This is a genomic window from Streptomyces sp. NPDC048277, assembly GCF_040652235.1.
Lineage (GTDB): Bacteria > Actinomycetota > Actinomycetes > Streptomycetales > Streptomycetaceae > Streptomyces.
In genome coordinates, this window is record NZ_JBEZLQ010000001.1 from 916,869 (window position 1) to 935,999 (window position 19,131).

Sequence of the window (19,131 nt, forward strand, 5' to 3'; positions counted from 1 at the left end):
GTGAATGATGAAAAACATCCTCGGAGATCGGGCGGACCCCGCCCGATCGCGGGAAATTGCCCCGGCCATCCGCCCCCACGCCCGACCCCGGCGGGCTAGGCTGCGATCGCACCAACTGTGAACAGTCTCCAACGCATGGACACACACCGTGGTCTAGTCCACAATTGCGTACGAGGGCTGAACCCGTACGGCAGGCCGTACGGCACAGTCGCACTCTTCCGTCTTCCCCGCACAGGAAGGCGGACCGAGGAACCGGAGCTCTCTGCCCTGACTGCCCCGGATCCTCACCTTCGGCCGACCGGGACCGCACACCCCGCGGCCGTTGCTGCTCCGGGCTGCGGTGCCGAGAGGGTTGAGGGTCCCTCTCAGGCGCCGCGGCCCGCGGGTGTTTCCGGGGCCGTTTCTCCCGTTCCCGAGGCCGCTGTTTTTCGGCCATCCACATACCGCCAGGTACGCTCACAGACGTGCCCTCCATGAACGAACTGGTCCGCCAGCACACCGCGCTCGACGACTCCGATCTCGAGTGGCTCCATCTGCTGGTCTCGGAGTGGCAGCTGCTCTCCGACCTCTCCTTCGCCGACCTCGTCCTGTGGGTCCCCACCCGGGACGGCACCCGGTACGTCTCGGTGGCGCAGATGCGCCCCAACACCGGCCCCACCTCCTACCAGGACGACATGGTCGGCCACCTGGTCCCGCGCGGCCGCCGCCCCATGCTGGACATCGCCCTGGACGAGGGCCGGATCGTCCGGGAGGGCGACCCGGAGTGGCGCGAAGAGGTCCCCGTACGGGTCGAGTCCATCCCGGTACGGCGCGAGGGCCGGGTCCTCGGCGTCATCGCCCGCAACACCAACCTGCTGACCGTGCGCACCCCGAGCCGCCTGGAGCTCACCTACCTCCAGAGCGCCTCCGACCTCGCGCAGATGATCGCCGCCGGATCGTTTCCCTTCCCGAACCAGCAGGTCGACATGGACGCCTCGCCGCGCGTCGGCGACGGCCTGATCCGGGTGGACGGGGAGGGGATCGTCCAGTACGCCTCCCCGAACGCGCTCTCCGCCTATCACCGCCTCGGCCTCGCCGCCGACCTGCTCGGCCACCACCTGGGGCAGACCACGGCCGAACTCGCCCCGACCAAGGGGCCGGTGGACGAGGCGCTCGCCAAGGTCGCCAGCGGCTGGGCGCCACGCGAGTTCGAGATCGAGTCCGACGACGGTGTGATCCAGTTCCGGGCGATCCCGCTCAAGCCCAAGGGCACCCGCATCGGTTCGCTGGTGTTGCTCCGGGACGTCACCGAACTGCGGCGCCGCGAGCGAGAGTTGATCACCAAGGACGCGACCATCCGGGAGATCCACCACCGGGTGAAGAACAACCTCCAGACGGTCGCCGCGCTGCTGCGGCTCCAGGCCCGGCGCATCGAGTCCGAGCGCGGCCGGGAGGCCCTGGAGGAGGCCGTTCGGCGGGTCGGCTCGATCGCGATCGTGCATGAGACGCTGTCCCAGAACCTGGACGAGCGCGTGGAGTTCGACGAGATCGCCGACCGGGTGCTCGCGATGGTCGCCGAGATCTCACCCGGAAAGGTCACCGGCCGGCGCACCGGCCGTTTCGGGATCCTCGACGCCGAGGTCGCCACCCCGCTGTCGATGGTTCTCACCGAAATCCTGCAGAACGCCCTGGAACACGGCTTCCGCGAGGGCGACACGGGCACGGTCGAGGTGACGGCGGTGCGCGGCGGCACCACCAAGGAGTCCCGGCTCCTGGTCACCGTCCAGGACGACGGCGTCGGTCTGCCCGAGGGCTTCGACCCGCACCGCTCCGGCAACCTCGGTCTGCAGATCGTACGAACGCTGGTGGAGGGCGAGTTGGGCGGCACGTTCGACATGGTGCCGGCGCCGGAGCGGGGCACCCGGGTGATCCTGGACGTGCCGGTGCGCGCGCAGAAATAGGTCTCTCGGACAGCAAAGAGCCCCGGACCTGGTGGGTCCGGGGCTGCTCGCTCGTTGCTGCTCTGTCCAACTAAGCGCATCGGGGGTACTGCGCGCTGCGGCTCGGGGGCGGGAGATGCGTACTCGCTGTACGCGCCGCCAAGCTCAGGCTAGCGGGGTGGGTCGGGTCAGGCGGTGGCCTGACGGGCCCGGTTGCGGGCGGCACGGCGCTTCATCGCGCGACGCTCGTCCTCGCTGAGGCCACCCCAGACGCCGGAGTCCTGGCCGGACTCGAGCGCCCACTGCAGACACTGGTCCATAACGGGACAGCGACGGCAGACGGCCTTGGCTTCCTCGATCTGCAGCAGCGCAGGACCGGTGTTGCCGATGGGGAAGAACAGCTCGGGGTCTTCCTCGCGGCAAACGGCGTTGTGACGCCAGTCCATGGCTGCTACCTCTCCTTGGTATTACGTGCAAGTTGCTTGTGAATGTGAACGCTTTCACGAATCCCTCAACAAGTGAAGGGCCGACCGCCAGGTTCCCTGGCAGGGGTCCTGTGAGTTGAAGGGGGATTCCGGTGATCAGCGGACGCCGGTGTTGCGGGCTGTCCCGACCGCCACGTAGAGCCTCGCAAACCTCAGCGACGGATACAACCCCTTCCGGAAAGTTTTTTTTGATTCCTCGGTGTCGACTGGGTCACAGCCGTACTTCCATGGGGTGGATCCTGGCCTAAACGTTCGAGTGAAAGGACTTTGGCCCGTTCCGCTCACACAATCACACGCAGTGCGCGGCGTACGCCTGTGAACGTCACGCTCGTACGCAGTCCTAGGTGGTCGCCGTCCATCTGGAGGGGGAGGGGCACCTTCGAATGCAAGGTGAACTGGTCCAGATCGTGCAGGGATACCGCATGCCTGCCATGGGGTCCACGCTCGGGGGACGAAGTGAGCAACTGTGTGCCATACCGGGCAGCCGCGGCGGTCGACAGACGGGTGAGACCGAGTACGTCGACGCCCTTATCGAACGAGGCCTTAGGTGACGTGTACATCGGGCGATTGCCGAGATACGTCCAGGGCGAGGTGTTGCAGATTATCGCCACGACAAGATCCGTGACCGGGTCGGCGCCGGGCCGCTCCAGTGTGATCGTTCCGTGCCGGCGGTGCTGCTCGCCGAGGAATTGCCGGACGACCTGACGAACGTACAGCGCGTGCGTGGATTTCTTACCGCGCTCTCGCTGCTGCTCGACCCGGCCGACCACGCCGGCGTCGAAGCCGAGCCCCGCGTTGAAGGTGAACCAGCGGGCCGGGACCGCCTCGTCCTCGGTGCCCGGCGTGCCCGCGGTCAGGCCGAGGCCGACGACCCGCTCACGTTTCTCGCGCAGCGCGTCCAGCAGGTCGCCGGTGGCCTCGACCGGGTCGTTGGGCAGACCGAGGGCGCGGGCGAAGACGTTGGTGGAACCGCCGGGGACCACGGCGAGACCGGGCAGCCGGTCCAGGTCGGGCCCGCCGTGCAGGAGACCGTTGACCACCTCGTTGACCGTGCCGTCGCCGCCGAGCGCCACGACGAGGTCGATGTCGTCGCTCTCCGCCGCCTGCCGGGCCAGGTCACGGGCGTGGCCGCGGTACTGGGTGGTGACCGCCTCCAGCTTCACTTCGCTCGCGAGTGCGTGGATCAGGACATCGCGCCTACGTGCGCTTGTGGTGGTTGCCGCCGGATTGACCACGAGAAGTGCACGCATGGACTGCAGCGTACCTACTGGGAAGTACCCGGCCCAGACCGAGTTAGGGATCGGGTAAGAGAAAGGGGCGTGAGTCTGAACACGTGTCCCTGCGGGGCCGCGGCCGTCGTTCCGGGGCGAGGGCTACTCTTCTGGACGTGAGCGATGCGCCTACGGCTGAGAAGGCCGATGTGACCGACGGACCCCGTCCGCGGCGGCTGACGTATGCCGCCGCGCTGGCCGGGCTGGAAGGACTGGCACTGGTGGCCGGCGGGGTGTGGATGCTCGTGCTCGGGCTCACCGGGTCGCCGGACGACCGGGGGCAGGCGGTCACCGGGGGCATCACCGTGATCGTGCTGGCGCTGCTTCCGTTGCTTGCCGCGCGCGGGTTGCTGCTGCGGAAGAGCTGGAGCCGGGGGCCGGCTGTGATCACGCAGATCATGGCGCTGCCGGTGGCCTACAACCTGCTGCAGGCCGACAGCGTGGCGATTCCGGTGGGGATCGCGCTCGCGGTGGTTTCGATCGCCTCGCTGGTGTTGCTGGTGAACTCGGCTACCACCCAGGCCCTTGGGATCAAGGGGCCCGGGCGTAGTAGCTGATCTGCGGGCCGGTGGGGGCTGGGCGCGCAGTTCCCCGCGCCCCTTACGGGGCGCTTCAGCCCGGGGCGCCAAAAGAGGCAGCGGGATCTATTCCTCTACCAACAGCTTCTCCCGCAGTTGAGCCAGTGTCCGGGCCAGCAGCCGTGAGACGTGCATCTGGCTGATGCCGACCTCCTGGGCGATCTGGGACTGGGTCATGTTGCCGAAGAAGCGGAGGAGAAGGATCCGCTTTTCTCGGGGCGGGAGGTCTTCCAGCAGCGGCTTGAGGGACTCGCGGTACTCGACGCCCTCCAGCGCCTCGTCCTCGGCGCCGAGGGTGTCGGCGACCGCCGGGGACTCGTCGTCGGTGTCGGGGACGTCCAGGGACAGCGTGGAGTACGCGTTGGCCGACTCCAGGCCCTCCAGGACCTCCTCCTCCGAGATCGCGAGCTTCTCGGCCAGCTCATGGACGGTGGGGGAGCGGCCGTGCTGCTGCGACAGCTCCGCCGTGGCGGTCGTCAGCGCCAGCCGCAGCTCCTGCAGCCGCCGCGGGACGCGCACCGCCCAGCCCTTGTCGCGGAAGTGGCGCTTGATCTCGCCGACCACGGTCGGGGTGGCGTACGTGGAGAACTCCACGCCCCGGTCCGGGTCGAAGCGGTCGACCGACTTGATCAGGCCGATGGTGGCGACCTGGGTGAGGTCGTCCAGCGGCTCGCCGCGGTTGCGGAACCGGCGCGCGAGGTGCTCCACGAGCGGCAGATGCATCCGGACCAGCCGGTTGCGCAGCTCCGCGTACTCGGCGCTGCCCTCCTTCAGCGTGCGCAGCTCGATGAACAAGGCGCGCGCCCCGCTGCGGTCCTGAGACGCGTGCTGGGTCGCCTGCACAACCTCCGCGGCCAGCGCCTCGTCCTCGGCGTATCGCTCGTGCTCGCTCATCGTCCCGCCCGTCGCCCTTCCGCGAGCCTTCGCCCCGGCACGGTCCGGGGCCGTGACCCCGTTCCGCCCATCCGGGAGCGCGCTCTGCACGGCACCCTCCAGACCGGCCTCTGCGGAGGGTTCCTCCGGGTGCGGCCTGGCCTGTTCCGGGATGCCGTCGATGCCGTCAGCCATGCGGCGGGCGTCGGCCTCGGGCTCTTCGCCCCCGGCCGACAGCTCCCGTGTGCCGCGCTCTTCGTCCCGCACCGGCCCGTCCCCGTTCCTCACGCCGGCCCGGGTCCCGCGCCGCGCTGTTTGTAGAGGCTGATCGACACGGTCTTGTCCTCGTCGACGGCCGACGAGACCTTGCCCGCCAGGGCCGAGAGCACGGTCCAGGCGAACGTGTCGCGCGAAGGGGCGTGGCCGTCCGTGGTCGGGGCGGAGACCGTGACCTCCAGTGAGTCGTCGACGAGGCGGAAGACACAGCTGAGCACCGAGCCGGGGACTGCCTGCTGGAGCAGGATCGCGCACGCCTCGTCCACCGCGATGCGCAGGTCCTCGATCTCGTCCAGGGTGAAGTCCAAGCGGGCGGCGAGACCGGCCGTGGCCGTGCGCAGCACCGACAGGTAGGCACCCGCAGCCGGCAGCCGGACTTCCACGAAGTCCTGGGTCGCGGGCTCGCCTGCGATCTGGGACACCCTCACCTCCATGGTGGTACAAGCTATTCGGGGCCGAGGGTCGCCCCCCGGGGTAACGCACTACGTGGTTCAGCGGTGACGCTACCGCGCTCCGAACTTTTCCGTCCCCGGGACCCCAACCCCCTGGCGTCACTCACAGTAAACCTGTGGATACGCTCCGTGTCTAGGGGTCTGCCTTGCCCAATTGGGAAGAGCGCGCGCCGGGTTGACGTACCCCGGTGTCGAACGGTCGAACCGTCGATGCGGGCTACTTCACCAGTCGTAGTGCAGTGTCACACGAGGACGTGGTCCACGAAGCACCAGCGCCAGTCCTCGCCGGGTTCGAAGGTCCGCATCACCGGGTGACCGGATGTCTCGTGGTGGCCCGTCGCGTGTCTTCCGGGCGACGAATCGCAGCAGGCCACATGGCCACAGGTCAGGCAGACCCGCAGCTGGACCGGGTGCCAGCCCTTGGCGAGACACTCCGGGCAGGTCTCGTTCAGGGGCTCGGGTTCCGGGTGCGGCAGCGCGTCGCGGTGCGTGCACTGTTTCATGATTGCCAGATTACGACGGTTGTGCGGGTGGCCGCGCGAAAAAAGAGGGCGGGCGAGGATCATGGACGTGATGCCACTGCTGTTGCTGGTGGCGGGGAGCGCCGCGGTCGCCGGCGCGGCCCGGCGCACTCCGGTGCCGGCGCCCCTGCTGCTGGTCGCCGTCGGACTGGCCGTGTCGTACGTCCCGGGGGTCCCCGACTACACCCTCGACCCGGACGTCGTGCTGCCCCTGGTGCTGCCCCCGCTGCTGTACAAGGAGGGCACCGAGAGCTCGTATCTCGACCTGCGGGCGAACATGCGGCCCGTGGCGCTGCTTTCGGTGGGGTACGTGCTCTTCGCGACCTTCGTCGTCGGCTGGGCCGCGTACGCGATCGTGCCCGGACTGCCGCTGCCCGCGGCGCTCGCGCTGGGCGCGGTCGTGGCGCCCACGGACGCGGTCGCGGCTGCCGCGATCGCCCGCCGGGTGGGGCTGCCGTCCCGGCTCACCACGATCCTGCAGGGCGAGTCCCTGCTGAACGACGCCACGGCGATCACCGCCTACCGGGTGGCCGTCGCGGCCGCCCTCGGCGAGGGCGCGTCCTGGGTCGGCGGCATCGGCGAGTTCCTGCTGGCCGCGTTCGGCGGTGTGCTGGTCGGCGGGGTGCTGATGGTGCCGATCCACTGGCTGCGCACGCACCTGAAGGAGCCCCTGCTGCAGAACACGCTGTCGCTGCTGATCCCGTTCGTCGCGTACGGCGTCGCCGAGCAGTTCCACGCCTCCGGCGTCCTGGCGGTCGTGGTGGTCGCCCTCTATCTCGGCCACCGTGGCTGGGAGGTCGACTTCGCCACCCGCCTCCAGGAGGAGGCGGTGTGGCGGATGGTCGCGTTCCTGCTGGAATCGGCGGTCTTCGCGTTGATCGGACTGCAGCTGCCGGTGGTCCTCAAGGGCCTCGGCGCGCATGAGGGCGTGGCCGCCACCTGGTACGCGATCGCCCTCTTCCTGGTCGTGGTGGCGGCCCGGTTCGTCTGGATATACCCGGCGGCCTTCCTGCCGCGGATCCTGTCCCGGCGGATCCGCGAGCGCGAGGACAACCCCACCTGGAGAAGCCCGGCGGTCACCGCCTGGGCGGCCATGCGGGGCGTGGTGTCGCTGGCCGTCGCGTTCTCGATCCCGCTCACCGTGCACGGCGGCGGTCCCTTCCCCCAGCGCAACCTGATCCTGTTCCTGACCTTCACGACGGTCATCGGAACCCTGGTGGTGCAGGGCCTCACCCTGGCCCCGCTGATCCGCCTGATGAAGTTCCCCGCCCGGGACGTGCAGGCCGAGACCCTCGCCGAGGCCAACGCCCAGGCGCAGGCGTCCCGCGCGGCCGAGAACCGGCTCGACGAACTCCTCTCCGACGACCGCAACGAACTCCCGCCGCCGCTCGCCGACCGCCTCCGCTCGGTCCTGGAACGCCGCCGCAACGCCGTCTGGGAACGCCTCGGTCAGACCAACCCCGCCACCGGGGAGTCGGTCGACGACACCTACCGCCGCCTCTCCCGCGAGATGATCAGCGCCGAACGCGAGGTCTTCGTCCGCCTCCGCGACCACCGCTACATCGACGACGAGATGCTCCGCACACTGCTGCGCCGACTGGACCTGGAGGAGGCGGCGGCGTACCGGGAGGCGGCGTGAGCCGTCGCGGCCGCGGTCGCCTCGATCAGGCCGTCATCACCGCGACCACGGTCTGTCCCCGACGGAACACCCCTTCCCCCGCCGACTCGACCAGGCCGTACAACAACTTGGCCACATACAACCGCTCCACCCCCACCCCGTGCCTCTCCTCGAAGTCCTCCGCGAAGGCGTGGAGTTCAGGTGTCGTGCGCCCGTACCCCCCGAAGTGGAACCGCTCGTCGAGCGACCAGTCCCCCCGCCGCCCGCCGAACGCCTCGTCCTGAAGCCTCCCGATCTCACGCCCCAGGAACCCGCCCTTCAGCACCGGCACCCCCAACGCCCGCTGACCCGGCCCCAGTCCGGCGGCCGTCCCGGCCAGTGTGCCCCCCGTCCCGCACGCGAGCGCCACCACGTCGGCCCGCCCCCGCAGCTCCTCCCCGAGGGCCCGGCAGCCCCGTACCGCCGCCGCGTTGCTGCCGCCCTCCGGCACCACATACGCGTCCTCGGCGCCCGCCGCCCGCAGCAGAGCGTCCAGGACCTCCGGCTCGGCCTTGCGCCGATACGTCGACCTGTCGATGAAACGCAGTCGCATCCCGTCGGCCGCACACCGCGCGAGGGAGGGGTTCAGGGGCAGGCCGGCCAGTTCCTCGCCCCGCACCACCCCCACCGTCGGGAAACCGAGCAGGCGGCCCGCGGCGGCCGTCGCCCGCAGGTGGTTGGAGTACGCGCCGCCGAAGGTGAGGACCGGCCGGCCCGCCGCCGCCTCGATGTTCGGGACCAGCTTGCGCCACTTGTTCCCGATCAGGTCCGGGTGGATCAGATCGTCCCGCTTGAGGAGGAGACGGACGCCGTGACGGGCGAAACGGTCGTCCCTCACCTCCTGGAGAGGCGAGGGGAGCCGGGGGGTGAGTATGTCGGCGCTGGTCACGTCGTCATTGTCGCCCGGGGCGGCCGTGCCGGGTCACTTCAGGCGGTCGCGGACGCGCTCGCGCAGCCAGGCCATCGTGAAGCCGCGGGGATCCACTTTCCCCGGCTGCCACTCCGCGTGCCCGATCACCGACCGCTCCGACCAGCCGTGCCGCCGGCACACCGCCGCGGCCACCCTCCCGATCGCCTCCAGCTGGGCCGCGGGCCAGGGATCCTCGCCGTCGCCGAGGTTCTCGCACTCGAAGCCGTAGAAGTGCCGGTTGCCGTCGGTGTTCGCCTCGTTGTCCGGCGGGAGCGCCTTCTCTGCGATCACCGCGCGCAGGACGTCGTCGTCGCCGGCACCCGCGTGGTTGGCGCGACCGTAGCCGACGAGATGGACCGTGCCGTCCTTGGTGATGACGCCGTGGCAGAGCGGGCCGGGGAGGTCGGGACGGCCGTCCCGGCAGAGCCGGACCGTGCGTTCGGCGCCGCTGGTCGCCGTGTGGTGGATCATCACGCCGTGGACGGGGCCCCAGGGACCCTTGTGGTTCCGGTTGTGTTCCCTCCAGTCGCCGACCTGGACGACCCTGACGCCCTCGTCCCGCAGCGCGCCGAGGAAAGCGTCCGCGGACATGGGTGGGGCCATGACCGCCTCCTTCGCGTTCGTGCCGACCTGTCATGGAACTTCTACAGAAGTCTGGTTTTCCGGACCAGCCCCGCATCGCGCAAGCGCTCGGCATGCCCAGCGGTCCGATGATCTATTCCCGCTCTTTCGGGTAATGGTCCCGGCACGCTCCGTGATGAAAGGGTGGCCCGTGAGACCGATGCGTGGGCAGTTCGGCGCCCGCGCAGGTATGGGAGGGCATTTCCTTATGTCGGTAGGCGAAGAGGTCCGCACGGATCAGGGCAAGCCGCAGCAGTCTCTGGACACGGCGGCAGCGCGGAACCTGGCCACCACCACCAAGTCCGCGCCACAGATGCAGGAGATCAGCTCCCGCTGGCTGCTGCGCACGTTGCCATGGGTCGATGTCCAGGGCGGTACCTACCGGGTGAACCGGCGGCTCACCTACACGGTCGGCGACGGCCGTATCACCTTTCTGAAGACCGGCGACCGCGTCGAGGTCATCCCCGCGGAGCTGGGCGAACTGCCGGTCCTGCGGGCGTACGAGGACCAGGAGGTGATGGGAGAGCTGGCCCAGCGCTGCCGGCAGCGCGACTTCGCCCCCGGCGAGGTCATCGCCTCGTTCGGCAACCAGACGGACGAGGTGTACCTGCTCGCCCACGGCCGTGTGGAGAAGATCGGCACCGGCCCGTACGGCGACGACGCGGTGCTCGGCGTCCTCGCCGACGGCGCGTACTTCGGCGAGGCGGGTCTGATGGACCCCGACGCCATCTGGGAGTACACGGCCCGCGCGGACACCGCCTGCACCGTGCTGACCCTGTCCCGGCAGGACTTCGAGCAGGTCGCCGAGCGCGCCGACTCGCTGCGCGAGCACCTCCAGCAACTGCGCGCGATCCCCGAGCAGCGCACCAACAAGTACGGCGAGAAGGAGGTCGCCCTCGCGGCCGGCCACAGCGGCGAGCCCGACATTCCGAACACCTTCGTCGACTACGAGGCCCGGCCGCGTGAGTACGAGCTGAGCATCGCCCAGACCGTGCTGCGCATCCACACGCGCGTGGCCGACCTCTACAACCAGCCGATGAACCAGACCGAGCAGCAGTTGCGGCTCACCGTCGAGGCGTTGAAGGAGCGCCAGGAGCACGAGCTGGTCAACAACCCGGAGTTCGGCCTGCTCAGCAACTGCCAGTACGACCAGCGGCTGCAGCCGCACGACGGCGTGCCCAGCCCGGACGACATGGACGAGCTGCTCAGCCGCCGGCGCGGCACCAGGCTCTTCCTCGCCCACCCGCGCGCGATCGCCGCCTTCGGCCGTGAGCTCAACAAGCGCGGACTGGTCCCGGAGAGCGTCGAGATCGGCGGCAACCGCATCCCGACCTGGCGCGGGGTCCCGATCTACCCGTGCAACAAGATCCCGGTGACCGAGGCCCGGACCACCTCGATCATCGCCATGCGTACGGGCGAGTCCGAACAGGGTGTCATCGGGCTGCGGCAGTCCGGGATCCCCGACGAGATCGAGCCGAGTCTCTCGGTCCGCTTCATGGGCATCAACGAGCAGGCGATCATCAACTACCTGGTCACCGCCTACTACTCGGCCGCCGTCCTGGTCCCGGACGCTCTCGGAGTGCTGGAGAACGTCGAGATCGGCCGCTGGAGGTGACGTTTCCGCACTTGGCGGCCGTGTCCCCGCCCTCCGGGGCGGGTACACCCTCGGGGTACGTGCCGAGCCGGGGCGGAGACGCCACCGTATGCGCACTCCGCGAGGGGGAGGTCATGGCCGAGTTCGTGACGGAGAGGCAGGAGCGGTTCCCAGGGGTGCCGCCCGAGCCGTCCGAACCGCTCGACGGGCCGGAGGCGGCGGTCATACTGGAGCGCGCCCGGGCGTCCGTCGACCCCGAACTGCGCACGGCCGTGGAGTCGTTGCCCGGTTCGATGCGGCGGATCGCGCGCTACCACCTCGGGTGGGAGCACGCGGACGGCACCCCGGCCTCCGGCGACGCCGGCAAGGCCATCCGGCCCGCGCTGGTCCTCGCCGCCGCCGACGCGCTCGGCGGACCGGGGGCCCGCGCGTCCGCCGTCCGGGCCGCGGTCGCCGTGGAACTGGTGCACAACTTCACACTGCTGCACGACGACGTCATGGACCGGGACACCTCCCGCAGGCACCGGCCCACGGCCTGGACCGTGTTCGGCGACTCCGACGCGATCCTCGCCGGGGACGCCCTCCAGGCGCTGGCCCTCCGGCTGCTCGCCGAGGACCCGCACCCCGCGTCCGGGGCGGCCGCCGCACGGCTCGCGGACTGCGTCCTCGAACTGTGCGCCGGGCAGCACGCGGACACGGCCCTGGAGGACCGGGCCCCCGACGAGGTCACCCTCGACGAGGTGCTCACCATGGCCGAGGCCAAGACCGGGGCGCTGCTCGGCTGCGCCTGCGCCCTGGGCGCGCTGTACGCGGGCGGGGACGAGGACGAGGTGGCGGCCCTCGACGGCTTCGGCCGGCAGGCCGGGCTCGCCTTCCAGCTGATCGACGACGTCATCGGGATATGGGGCGATCCACGGCGCACCGGCAAGCCGGCCGGCGCCGACCTGGCGGCCCGCAAGAAGTCCCTGCCGGTCGTCGCGGCGCTCGGCTCCGGCACCCCGGCCGCCGCCGAACTCGCCGAGCTGTACGCCAAGCCGCATGTGCGGGCCGACGCCGACGAGATCGCGCGGACGGCACTGGCCGTGGAACGGGCGGGCGGCCGTGACTGGGCGCAGGCCGAGGCGGCCGACCGGATGGCCCGGGCGATGCAGGAGCTCGCCCGTGCCGTGCCCGACCCCGGGTCGGCCGGAGGCCTGCTCGCGCTCGCCGAGTTCGTGACCCGGCGCAGCCGGTGAAGACCCCGGAGTCCCCGGGACCGCGCGGCTCCTGACCCCGCACGGCCCCCGGGGGCTCCGGCCCGACGGGTCCCGCGCATCCCCACGGTGCGCGGGGCCCGCCGATTCCGCCCCTCCCCGCGCGCGGGGGCGCCATCCGCCGCCCCGGCCTACGCTGGGCACATGGACAGCCAGGGCGATCGGGCCTGTCCGGTCTGCGGACAGCCCGTCGAGAGCGTTGTGGTGCGGCGGTACAAGACGCTGGGGGCCTGGGTTCCGGTGTGGGGCCCCGGACCCTGCCGCAACCCCGACTGCGCCGAGTACGGCGGCCGGTCCCGGGCGCCGGAGCGGCAGTCGGTGCCGCACGCGCCTCCGCCCGGATCCGCCGCGAAGAAATCCTGAGGCCGGTCTCCGGTCCGACGCCGTAGCGTGACCGTATGACCGAACTCCCGAACATCCTGCACATCACCGAGCGCTCCCTGTGGGAGGAGGCCCGCGCGCGGGGCGGCTACGAGATGTCCACCCGCGGCCGCACCCTCCGGGAGGAGGGCTTCATCCACTGCTCCACCCGCGACCAGCTCCCGCGTATCGCGGCCTTCCTGTACGGCTCCTACGACGGACCGGACGAGCTGGTGGTGCTGGTCGTGGACCCGGCCCGGGTGGGCGTACCGGTGAAGTGGGAGGCGGTCGAGCCGGGCGGCGAGGAGTTCCCGCACGTGTACGGGCCGATCCCGGTCACGGCCGTGGTGGACGTGGAGCCCTGGCCCCGGGGGTGACGGCCGGCAGCCCGCCCGTCTCCGGGTCCCGGCCGGTCAGGCAGTAGACACCGCCCGCCGGGTCGCGCATCACCGTCCAGTGCCGGCCGTCGGCCAGGTGTACGGCACCGAGCTCCTCGTGCCGGGCCCGGGTCGCCGGGATGTCCGCGCAGGCCAGGTCGAGATGGGCGGCGGCGGGCTGCTCGTCGTCGAACCGCTGGAGCAGGATGCGCACGGCAAGGCCCGCCGGTGGCCTCAGCACCCGGAACTCCGGCAGCGAACCGGTCAGCAGCTCCCAGCCGGTCAGCTCCGCCCAGAACGCGGTCTCCGTGTCGTACGCGGACGGCGGGATGTCGAGGCTGACCTGGTCCAGCCGGCTGCCCGCCACCACCGGCGGCCGTACCGACTCGCCGTGCCAGGGCACCGCGCAGAACAACTGCCCGGCGGGCGACCGCAGTACGGCCCAGCCCTCGTGCTCGGCGACCGGCTCGCCGCCGAGTTCCCGGGCCCGCTTCACCAGGCCCGGCACATCCTCGATGCAGAGGTCCAGGTGGGCTCCGCCCGAGCCCGCCCCGACGCCCTGGAGCTTGACGCAGGCGTCCGCGCCGGCCTCGGGCAACAGCGTCATGAACTCGTCGTTCTCACCGCGGGGTGCGGAGGGACGGGTGCCGGTGACGGCCGTCCAGAAGGCCCTGGCGGCGGCGAGACGCGTGGCGGGGCGGTCGGCGAAGGCGTACGTCCAGCGGATGCTCATGCGGTGATCGTAAGTGCGCTACTCGCCGTCCCGGCGCTCCGTGAAACGCAGCAGGTTCCCCGCCGGGTCCCGGAACGCGCAGTCCCGCACGCCCCAGTGCTGGTCCATCGGCTCCTGGATCACATCACCGCCGTACTCCCGCACCCGCTCGTACAACGCGTCGCAGTCGGTGGTGGAGAAGATGACCCCGCGCAGCATGCCCTTGGCGAGCAGTTCGGCCATGGCCTGCCGGTCGGCGGGGGAGGCGTCCGGGTTGGCGCCGGGCGGCTCCAGCACGATCTCCACGCCCGGCTGCTGCGGCGATCCGACGGTCACCCATCGCATCCCCTCGAACTCCACGTCGTTGTGGACCTCCAGACCGAGGACGTCACGGTAGAAGGCCAGGGCCTTGTCGTGGTCGTCGACGGCGATGAAACACTGCGCGAGTTTTACGTCCATGGGCTCAGGCTAGGAGGTATCGGGCTGCCGTGCCCGGCCGGCTCGGGTCAGCTCATGGCCCAGACGTAGGGGTCGTGAGCGGGGGGCGTGGTGGCCCGGGTGGCGGGTGCCGGGGTGCGGATGCCGGAGGCGGCGGCGAGGGCCTGGGCGACGTGAATGTCGGTGACGGTCAGGGGGTGGTCCGGGTCCTGGCCCGGGGGTGTGCCGGTGCGGGCGGCGTGGGTCCGGGCCAGGGCGGCCGCCTCGTCGAGGAGGCCGATGGCCGAGCCGGGGAGCGCCCGGTCGGGCACGTGATCGCGGGCCAGGGCGGCTGCTGCCGCCAGGGACTCGTCGGTGAAGGTCACGGCGTGATGGTGCGCGAGGCGTGCACGGCAGACACGGAGGATCTCGAGTACGTCGGCGTCGGTCGGTTCGGCGACGGGGATGGGCTGGATCAGGCGGTCGAGGCCGGGGTCGGGATCCCGGTGGCCGTACTCCATGGGTCCGCAGTCGCCGAAGGCCAGTACACCCGGGGTGTCGAGGAGCGGGCGGAGCAGGCCTAGGGGGGTGGTGGTGCCCTCGGGGAGGTGCAGCGGAGTGAGGGCGCCGTTCAGATAGATGAGCAGGTCGGCGGTGTCTTTGACCTCGTTCAGAAGGCCGGCGATCAAGGCGTTGCCACGGGCGCGGTGGCGGGGATCGGCCAGGACGGCAGCCAGGTCCAGGGCCCGGACACGGCGGCCCTGGAGGACGGCCGGTACCTGTCCCTCGGCCACGGCTCGGGCGACGCCCATGGCCACCGCCTCCTTTCCCACGCCGGGTTCGCCGGTGAGGAGGGGGAACCGGCGGTCGCGGCGGGTCAGGGTCTGCAGGACGCGGTCGATCTCGGTGGCGCGGCCGATGACGGGGCCCGAGACGACGGTCAGGTCCCGGGTGAGGGAGGTGATCTCCGGTTCGGCGATCGACGAGTGTGCCTGCCGTGGGTCGACCAGGTTGGCGGCGAGGACGTCCGCGACCAGGGTGTTCCCGGCCGACAGCAGAGCGAGCAGGACATGGAGCGGCCCCACGAGGTCATGACCGAGCCGGTCGGCCTCCTGGGGCGCCAGTTCGAGCACGGCGGTGGCCTCACCGGTCAGCGGCAGGAACTCACCGGGCTCGACAGTGCCCTTGCCCAGGGCCGAGACCAGCCCCGCTCGCAGCCCTTCGGCCCGCGCCTCCAGGATGGTGACGACGTTCTCCTCGTCCAGATCGAGCAGCGCCAGCAGGATGTGCCCCGGCTCGACGTACGCGTGTTTGAGCTCCCGTGCCTGAGACCGCGCTCGATCCACTACGTCTCGCGCCCGCTCATCGAACCTCTCGTACACCGCTCACCCCCGCCATGTCCTCCCGAGCCCGCCGCGTGTGCGGATGGTCCGCCCCCAGTACCCGCTCCCGCACCGCCACCACCTCCCTGAGCAGCGCCAGCGCCTCCTCCCGCGCGCCGGTGGACGCCAGGTTCCTGGCCAGCAGATGCCGGGTCCGCAGGGTGTGCGGATGTTCCGGGCCCAGCACCCGCCCGCGGTCCGCGAGCAGCACCCGGAGCATCCCGACCGCCTCCTCGCGATGCCCCGCCTCGCCGAGGTTCACGGCGAGGAACTGCCGCGTCCGCAGGGTGTCCTCATGGTCCGGGCCCAGCAACCGCAGCTGGTCCGCGAGGAGTTGGCGCAGCAGGCCCGCCGCCTCCACCGGGCTGCCCGCGCCGCCCAGGCTGTGCGCGTGGGACTGGCGGCCGCGCAGGGTGTCCTCGTGCTCGGCGCCCAGGATCCGGGTCTGCTCGTCCACGGTCTTCCGGAGCTGCTCGGCGGCCCCCGCCCAGTCCCCGGCCTTGCCCTGCTCGACGGCGTCGACATGCCGTCGGCGCAGTTCGGGGCCCGCGGTGGTGGCGAACGCGCGGTTGATGCCCAGGGCGAGGGAAGAGGCGGTGCCGGCGCCCCGGTTGAGCGGGGTGGGCAGGCCCTCGGCGGCCATGATGGCGCTCAGCCGGCGGTAGAGGTCGTCGATCGTGAGCAACTCGGGCCCGCCGACGACCCCTTCGCGCAGCAGCCGTATCAACCGGCCCGAGAACGCGGTGTGTTCCTCTTCCGGCAGGGCGAGGGCGACCTGGTCGCGCTGGGCGGAGGTGAGGACGTAGGTGCCGGTGACCTCCAGCTGGTCGATCCGCCCCGCCTCGCCGCCGAGCGCGTCGCCGACGGCCCGGCCGGAGAAGCAGCAGTCGAGGACGACCACCTTGGTCTCGGCGGGGGAGTCGAGGACGGCGTCGCGGAGCTTGTCGTACTCCAGGGAGTTGAACTCGGGCGCCTCCCAGCGGCTGTCCGGCAGGGCGAGATACAGGGTGTGGCGGCGGCCGGCGACCAGGCCGTGACCGGCGTAGTACACCAGCAGGAGGTCCTCGGCCTCGGCCACGGCGGAGCGCAGCCGGTCGCCGACCGTCCGCAGGTCGCCGTCGTCGAGCAGCATCGTGCAGTGGCTGTCGGGGACGAGCCCGTAGTACGGCTCGGTGAGCAGTTCGGCGAGATCGGTGACGGTCTTCCCGACGACCGGCAGGTCGGGCAGGGCCGGGTCGGAGTAGCGGCTCGCGCCGATCAGCACGACCCGGGAGCGGTGGGGGTCGGGTAGGCGCACGTCACGCCTGCGGATCCTGCTGCCGGTCCAGGGCCTGGCGCAGGAGCCGTTCCACGTCCTCGTGGCTGACCCGCTTGGCGTCGATCTCGACCGCGGGCCCGTTCTCGTGCTTCACGCTGAGCTTCACGTCGCTGCGGCGCGGCTGGGTGATCCAGGCGCGCAGACAGGAGGCGAGCACGGTGAGCGGGCCGCCGGCGCCCAGCAGCACGGACACCGTGTCGAGCGGCACGCCTAGCTGGCCCGCGGCCGGGGCGCCCCCGGTCAGCCGGACCTTGCCGGCGAGCGCGGGCTCGCCCCTGAGCCAGTCGGTCAGGGACTCTGCGTCCATGACCGGGTCGGGGCTGAGGACGGAGATGAACGCGGTTGCCACGGCTCCCCCGGATGTGTGCAAGGCCTGGTCCACATGCCTTGTCGGGCAACGGTGTTGATGATGACGGTGATGACGGCCAGTGTACGGCCGGGAAGCGGGGAGTGACCTGGGTAGGTACGGCGCGTACCGCGTCGCGAACGGTCAGTACGGCCGGCGGCGCGGGCGGGTGAAGGTACGGGCCACGCAGGACGGGATCACCGTGCTCTCCTCGTGGTCCCGCGCCCGGTACGCGCTCGGCGTCTCCCCGACCAGTTCGGTGAACCGCGAGCTGAAGGAACCCAGCGACGTACAGCCGACGGCCATGCACACCTCGGTCACCGTGAGGTCACCCCTGCGGAGCAGCGCCTTGGCCCGCTCGACCCGCCGGGTCATGAGGTAGCTGTACGGCGTCTCCCCGAAGGCCTTGCGGAAGCTGCGCTGGAAATGGCCGGGGGACATCAGGGCCGTACGGGCGAGTTCGGCCATGTCGAGCGGCTCGGCGTACTCGCGGTCCATCCGGTCGCGGGCCCGGCGCAGCCGCCGCAGGTCCTCCAGGGTCATCGCCCCAGGATGGCACGCACATCGCGCACACGGACCGGGTTTGTTCTTGGAGTTCCGTTTCCCTCCGGTTCTCGCGCAATTGGCCCGCGCTTGTTTGCATAGAGGAATGGACCACATCACGTTCCTCGTGGCGGTCGTGATCGTCACAGCACTCGCTTTCGACTTCACCAACGGGTTTCACGACACGGCGAACGCGATGGCAACGTCCATCGCGACCGGCGCGCTCAAACCGAAGACAGCTGTTCTGATCAGCGGTGTTCTGAACCTGGTCGGGGCCTTCCTCTCCACGGAGGTCGCCAAGACGATCTCCGGCGGCATTGTGAACGACGCCAAGGTGACTCCGGCGATGATCTTCGCGGGGCTCGTGGGGGCGATTCTGTGGAACCTGCTGACCTGGCTGGTAGGGCTCCCCTCCAGCTCCTCGCACGCGCTGTTCGGCGGACTGATCGGGGCGGTGTGGGTCGGCGCGGGCTCCGGGGCCGTGAACTTCGACAAGGTTGTCGAGAAGATCATCATCCCGGCCTTCGCCTCGCCGGTCGTGGCGGGCGTCGCCGCCCTGATCGCGACGTACTGCGCCTACAAGCTCACCGCCCGCGGCCGCGCGGACTCGGTGACCAAGGGCTTCCGGCTCGGGCAGATCGGCTCCGCCTCGCTGGTCTCGCTCGCCCACGGCACCAACGACGCCCAGAAGACCATGGGCATCATCACCCTGACCCTGATCTCGGTCGGCGCGCTCCCCGGCGACTCCGGCCCGCCGGTCTGGGTGATCCTGTGCGCCGGTCTCGCCATCGCGCTGGGCACCTACATCGGCGGCTGGCGGATCATCCGCACCATGGGCAAGGGCCTGACCGAGATCCAGTCCCCGCAGGGCTTCGCGGCGGAGACCGCCTCCACGGCCGTCATCCTGACCTCCGCCCACATGGGCTTCGCCCTGTCCACCACGCAGGTCGCCTCCGGTTCCATCCTCGGCGCGGGCGTCGGCCGGCGTCTCGCCGAGGTCCGCTGGGGCGTCGCGGGCCGCATGGTGGCCGCCTGGGTGATCACCCTGCCGTGCGCCGCGCTGGTCGGCGGCATCTCCGCGTACGCGGTCAAGCACGGCGGTAACTTCGGCACGGTCGTGGTCGCGCTGGTCGGCGCCGCGCTCGCGGCGGGCATCGTCATGCTGTCGCGCCGCAACCCGATCCACGCCGACAACGTCAACGACCACCACGAGGTCGCCGTCCGTACCCAGCCCCCGTCCAACGTCGGCACCGCCGCCTGAGTGAG

General features: G+C 71.1%; 21 protein-coding genes. 8 read left to right on the plus strand and 13 right to left on the minus strand.

Annotated elements, in window-relative coordinates; translation table 11 throughout:
• Window positions 1–473 precede the first annotated feature (473 nt).
• Complete coding sequence (locus AB0D85_RS04295) at window positions 474–1,940, plus strand: PAS domain-containing sensor histidine kinase (protein WP_362313516.1); 1,467 nt, start codon at window positions 474–476, stop codon at window positions 1,938–1,940.
• 167 nt (window positions 1,941–2,107) lie between these two features.
• Here the strand turns inward: AB0D85_RS04295 and AB0D85_RS04300 are convergent, their stop codons facing one another.
• Together AB0D85_RS04300 and AB0D85_RS04305 are read right to left on the minus strand one after the other, a co-directional pair.
• A complete protein-coding gene (locus tag AB0D85_RS04300) occupies window positions 2,108–2,365 on the minus strand; it encodes a WhiB family transcriptional regulator (protein WP_010353616.1) in 258 nt (85 codons plus the stop codon).
• Window positions 2,366–2,685: 320 nt separating this feature from the next.
• On the minus strand, window positions 2,686–3,654 hold the full coding sequence (locus tag AB0D85_RS04305; protein ID WP_362313181.1) for a diacylglycerol kinase family protein: 969 nt from the start codon (window positions 3,652–3,654) through the stop codon (window positions 2,686–2,688).
• 137 nt (window positions 3,655–3,791) lie between these two features.
• On the opposite strand from AB0D85_RS04305, the gene AB0D85_RS04310 reads away from it, so the two are divergent.
• A complete protein-coding gene (locus AB0D85_RS04310) occupies window positions 3,792–4,232 on the plus strand; it encodes a hypothetical protein (protein WP_362313184.1) in 441 nt (146 codons plus the stop codon).
• Window positions 4,233–4,319: 87 nt separating this feature from the next.
• On the opposite strand, the gene AB0D85_RS04315 is transcribed toward AB0D85_RS04310, so the two are convergent.
• From AB0D85_RS04315 to AB0D85_RS04325, 3 genes are all read right to left on the minus strand, one after another.
• Window positions 4,320–5,393 (minus strand): RNA polymerase sigma factor SigF, encoded by a 1,074-nt coding sequence (locus AB0D85_RS04315; RefSeq protein WP_362313186.1) that lies wholly within the window; start codon window positions 5,391–5,393, stop codon window positions 4,320–4,322.
• Between the two features lie 17 nt (window positions 5,394–5,410).
• On the minus strand, window positions 5,411–5,824 hold the full coding sequence (locus AB0D85_RS04320; RefSeq protein ID WP_004925829.1) for an anti-sigma regulatory factor: 414 nt from the start codon (window positions 5,822–5,824) through the stop codon (window positions 5,411–5,413).
• A gap of 272 nt (window positions 5,825–6,096) precedes the next feature.
• Entirely contained in the window at window positions 6,097–6,357 is a 261-nt protein-coding gene (locus AB0D85_RS04325; RefSeq protein ID WP_362313190.1) for a UBP-type zinc finger domain-containing protein, read from the minus strand.
• A gap of 61 nt (window positions 6,358–6,418) precedes the next feature.
• Here AB0D85_RS04325 and AB0D85_RS04330 point away from each other — a divergent pair, with 61 nt between their 5' ends.
• On the plus strand, window positions 6,419–8,014 hold the full coding sequence (locus tag AB0D85_RS04330; protein WP_362313193.1) for a Na+/H+ antiporter: 1,596 nt from the start codon (window positions 6,419–6,421) through the stop codon (window positions 8,012–8,014).
• Window positions 8,015–8,039: 25 nt separating this feature from the next.
• Here AB0D85_RS04330 and AB0D85_RS04335 read toward each other — a convergent pair whose 3' ends face one another.
• Entirely contained in the window at window positions 8,040–8,921 is an 882-nt protein-coding gene (locus AB0D85_RS04335) for a pyridoxal-phosphate dependent enzyme (RefSeq protein WP_362313196.1), read from the minus strand.
• Between the two features lie 33 nt (window positions 8,922–8,954).
• A complete protein-coding gene (locus tag AB0D85_RS04340) occupies window positions 8,955–9,545 on the minus strand; it encodes a peptidoglycan recognition family protein (protein WP_362313199.1) in 591 nt (196 codons plus the stop codon).
• Between the two features lie 226 nt (window positions 9,546–9,771).
• Between AB0D85_RS04340 and AB0D85_RS04345 the strand changes: the two genes are divergently transcribed.
• The 4 genes from AB0D85_RS04345 to AB0D85_RS04360 all read left to right on the plus strand — a co-directional run bounded on the left by AB0D85_RS04345 (window position 9,772) and on the right by AB0D85_RS04360 (window position 13,147).
• Window positions 9,772–11,178 (plus strand): family 2B encapsulin nanocompartment shell protein, encoded by a 1,407-nt coding sequence (locus AB0D85_RS04345; protein ID WP_362313202.1) that lies wholly within the window; start codon window positions 9,772–9,774, stop codon window positions 11,176–11,178.
• A gap of 113 nt (window positions 11,179–11,291) precedes the next feature.
• On the plus strand, window positions 11,292–12,392 hold the full coding sequence (locus AB0D85_RS04350; RefSeq protein ID WP_362313205.1) for a family 2 encapsulin nanocompartment cargo protein polyprenyl transferase: 1,101 nt from the start codon (window positions 11,292–11,294) through the stop codon (window positions 12,390–12,392).
• 162 nt (window positions 12,393–12,554) lie between these two features.
• Window positions 12,555–12,773, plus strand: a complete 219-nt coding sequence (locus AB0D85_RS04355) for a hypothetical protein (RefSeq protein ID WP_362313208.1) — start codon at window positions 12,555–12,557, stop codon at window positions 12,771–12,773.
• A gap of 35 nt (window positions 12,774–12,808) precedes the next feature.
• On the plus strand, window positions 12,809–13,147 hold the full coding sequence (locus AB0D85_RS04360; protein ID WP_362313211.1) for a DUF952 domain-containing protein: 339 nt from the start codon (window positions 12,809–12,811) through the stop codon (window positions 13,145–13,147).
• Here AB0D85_RS04360 and AB0D85_RS04365 read toward each other — a convergent pair.
• The 6 genes from AB0D85_RS04365 to AB0D85_RS04390 form a co-directional block, all read right to left on the minus strand.
• Window positions 13,107–13,880: a VOC family protein gene (locus AB0D85_RS04365; protein WP_362313214.1), complete on the minus strand. Its 774-nt coding sequence runs from the start codon at window positions 13,878–13,880 to the stop codon at window positions 13,107–13,109. The genes AB0D85_RS04360 and AB0D85_RS04365 overlap by 41 nt on opposite strands.
• 18 nt (window positions 13,881–13,898) lie before the next feature.
• A complete protein-coding gene (locus tag AB0D85_RS04370) occupies window positions 13,899–14,318 on the minus strand; it encodes a VOC family protein (RefSeq protein ID WP_362313217.1) in 420 nt (139 codons plus the stop codon).
• A 47-nt stretch (window positions 14,319–14,365) separates the two neighbouring features.
• Window positions 14,366–15,622, minus strand: coding sequence for a Clp protease N-terminal domain-containing protein (locus tag AB0D85_RS04375; RefSeq protein ID WP_362313220.1), 1,257 nt, complete (start codon window positions 15,620–15,622; stop codon window positions 14,366–14,368).
• Window positions 15,623–15,638: 16 nt separating this feature from the next.
• Complete coding sequence (locus AB0D85_RS04380) at window positions 15,639–16,955, minus strand: tetratricopeptide repeat protein (protein WP_362313223.1); 1,317 nt, start codon at window positions 16,953–16,955, stop codon at window positions 15,639–15,641.
• Window position 16,956: 1 nt separating this feature from the next.
• Window positions 16,957–17,325, minus strand: coding sequence for a hypothetical protein (locus tag AB0D85_RS04385; protein ID WP_362313226.1), 369 nt, complete (start codon window positions 17,323–17,325; stop codon window positions 16,957–16,959).
• 141 nt (window positions 17,326–17,466) lie between these two features.
• Complete coding sequence (locus AB0D85_RS04390) at window positions 17,467–17,865, minus strand: helix-turn-helix transcriptional regulator (protein ID WP_316783852.1); 399 nt, start codon at window positions 17,863–17,865, stop codon at window positions 17,467–17,469.
• A 106-nt stretch (window positions 17,866–17,971) separates the two neighbouring features.
• Between AB0D85_RS04390 and AB0D85_RS04395 the strand changes: the two genes are divergently transcribed.
• A complete protein-coding gene (locus tag AB0D85_RS04395; protein ID WP_362313229.1) occupies window positions 17,972–19,126 on the plus strand; it encodes an inorganic phosphate transporter in 1,155 nt (384 codons plus the stop codon).
• Window positions 19,127–19,131 lie beyond the last annotated feature (5 nt).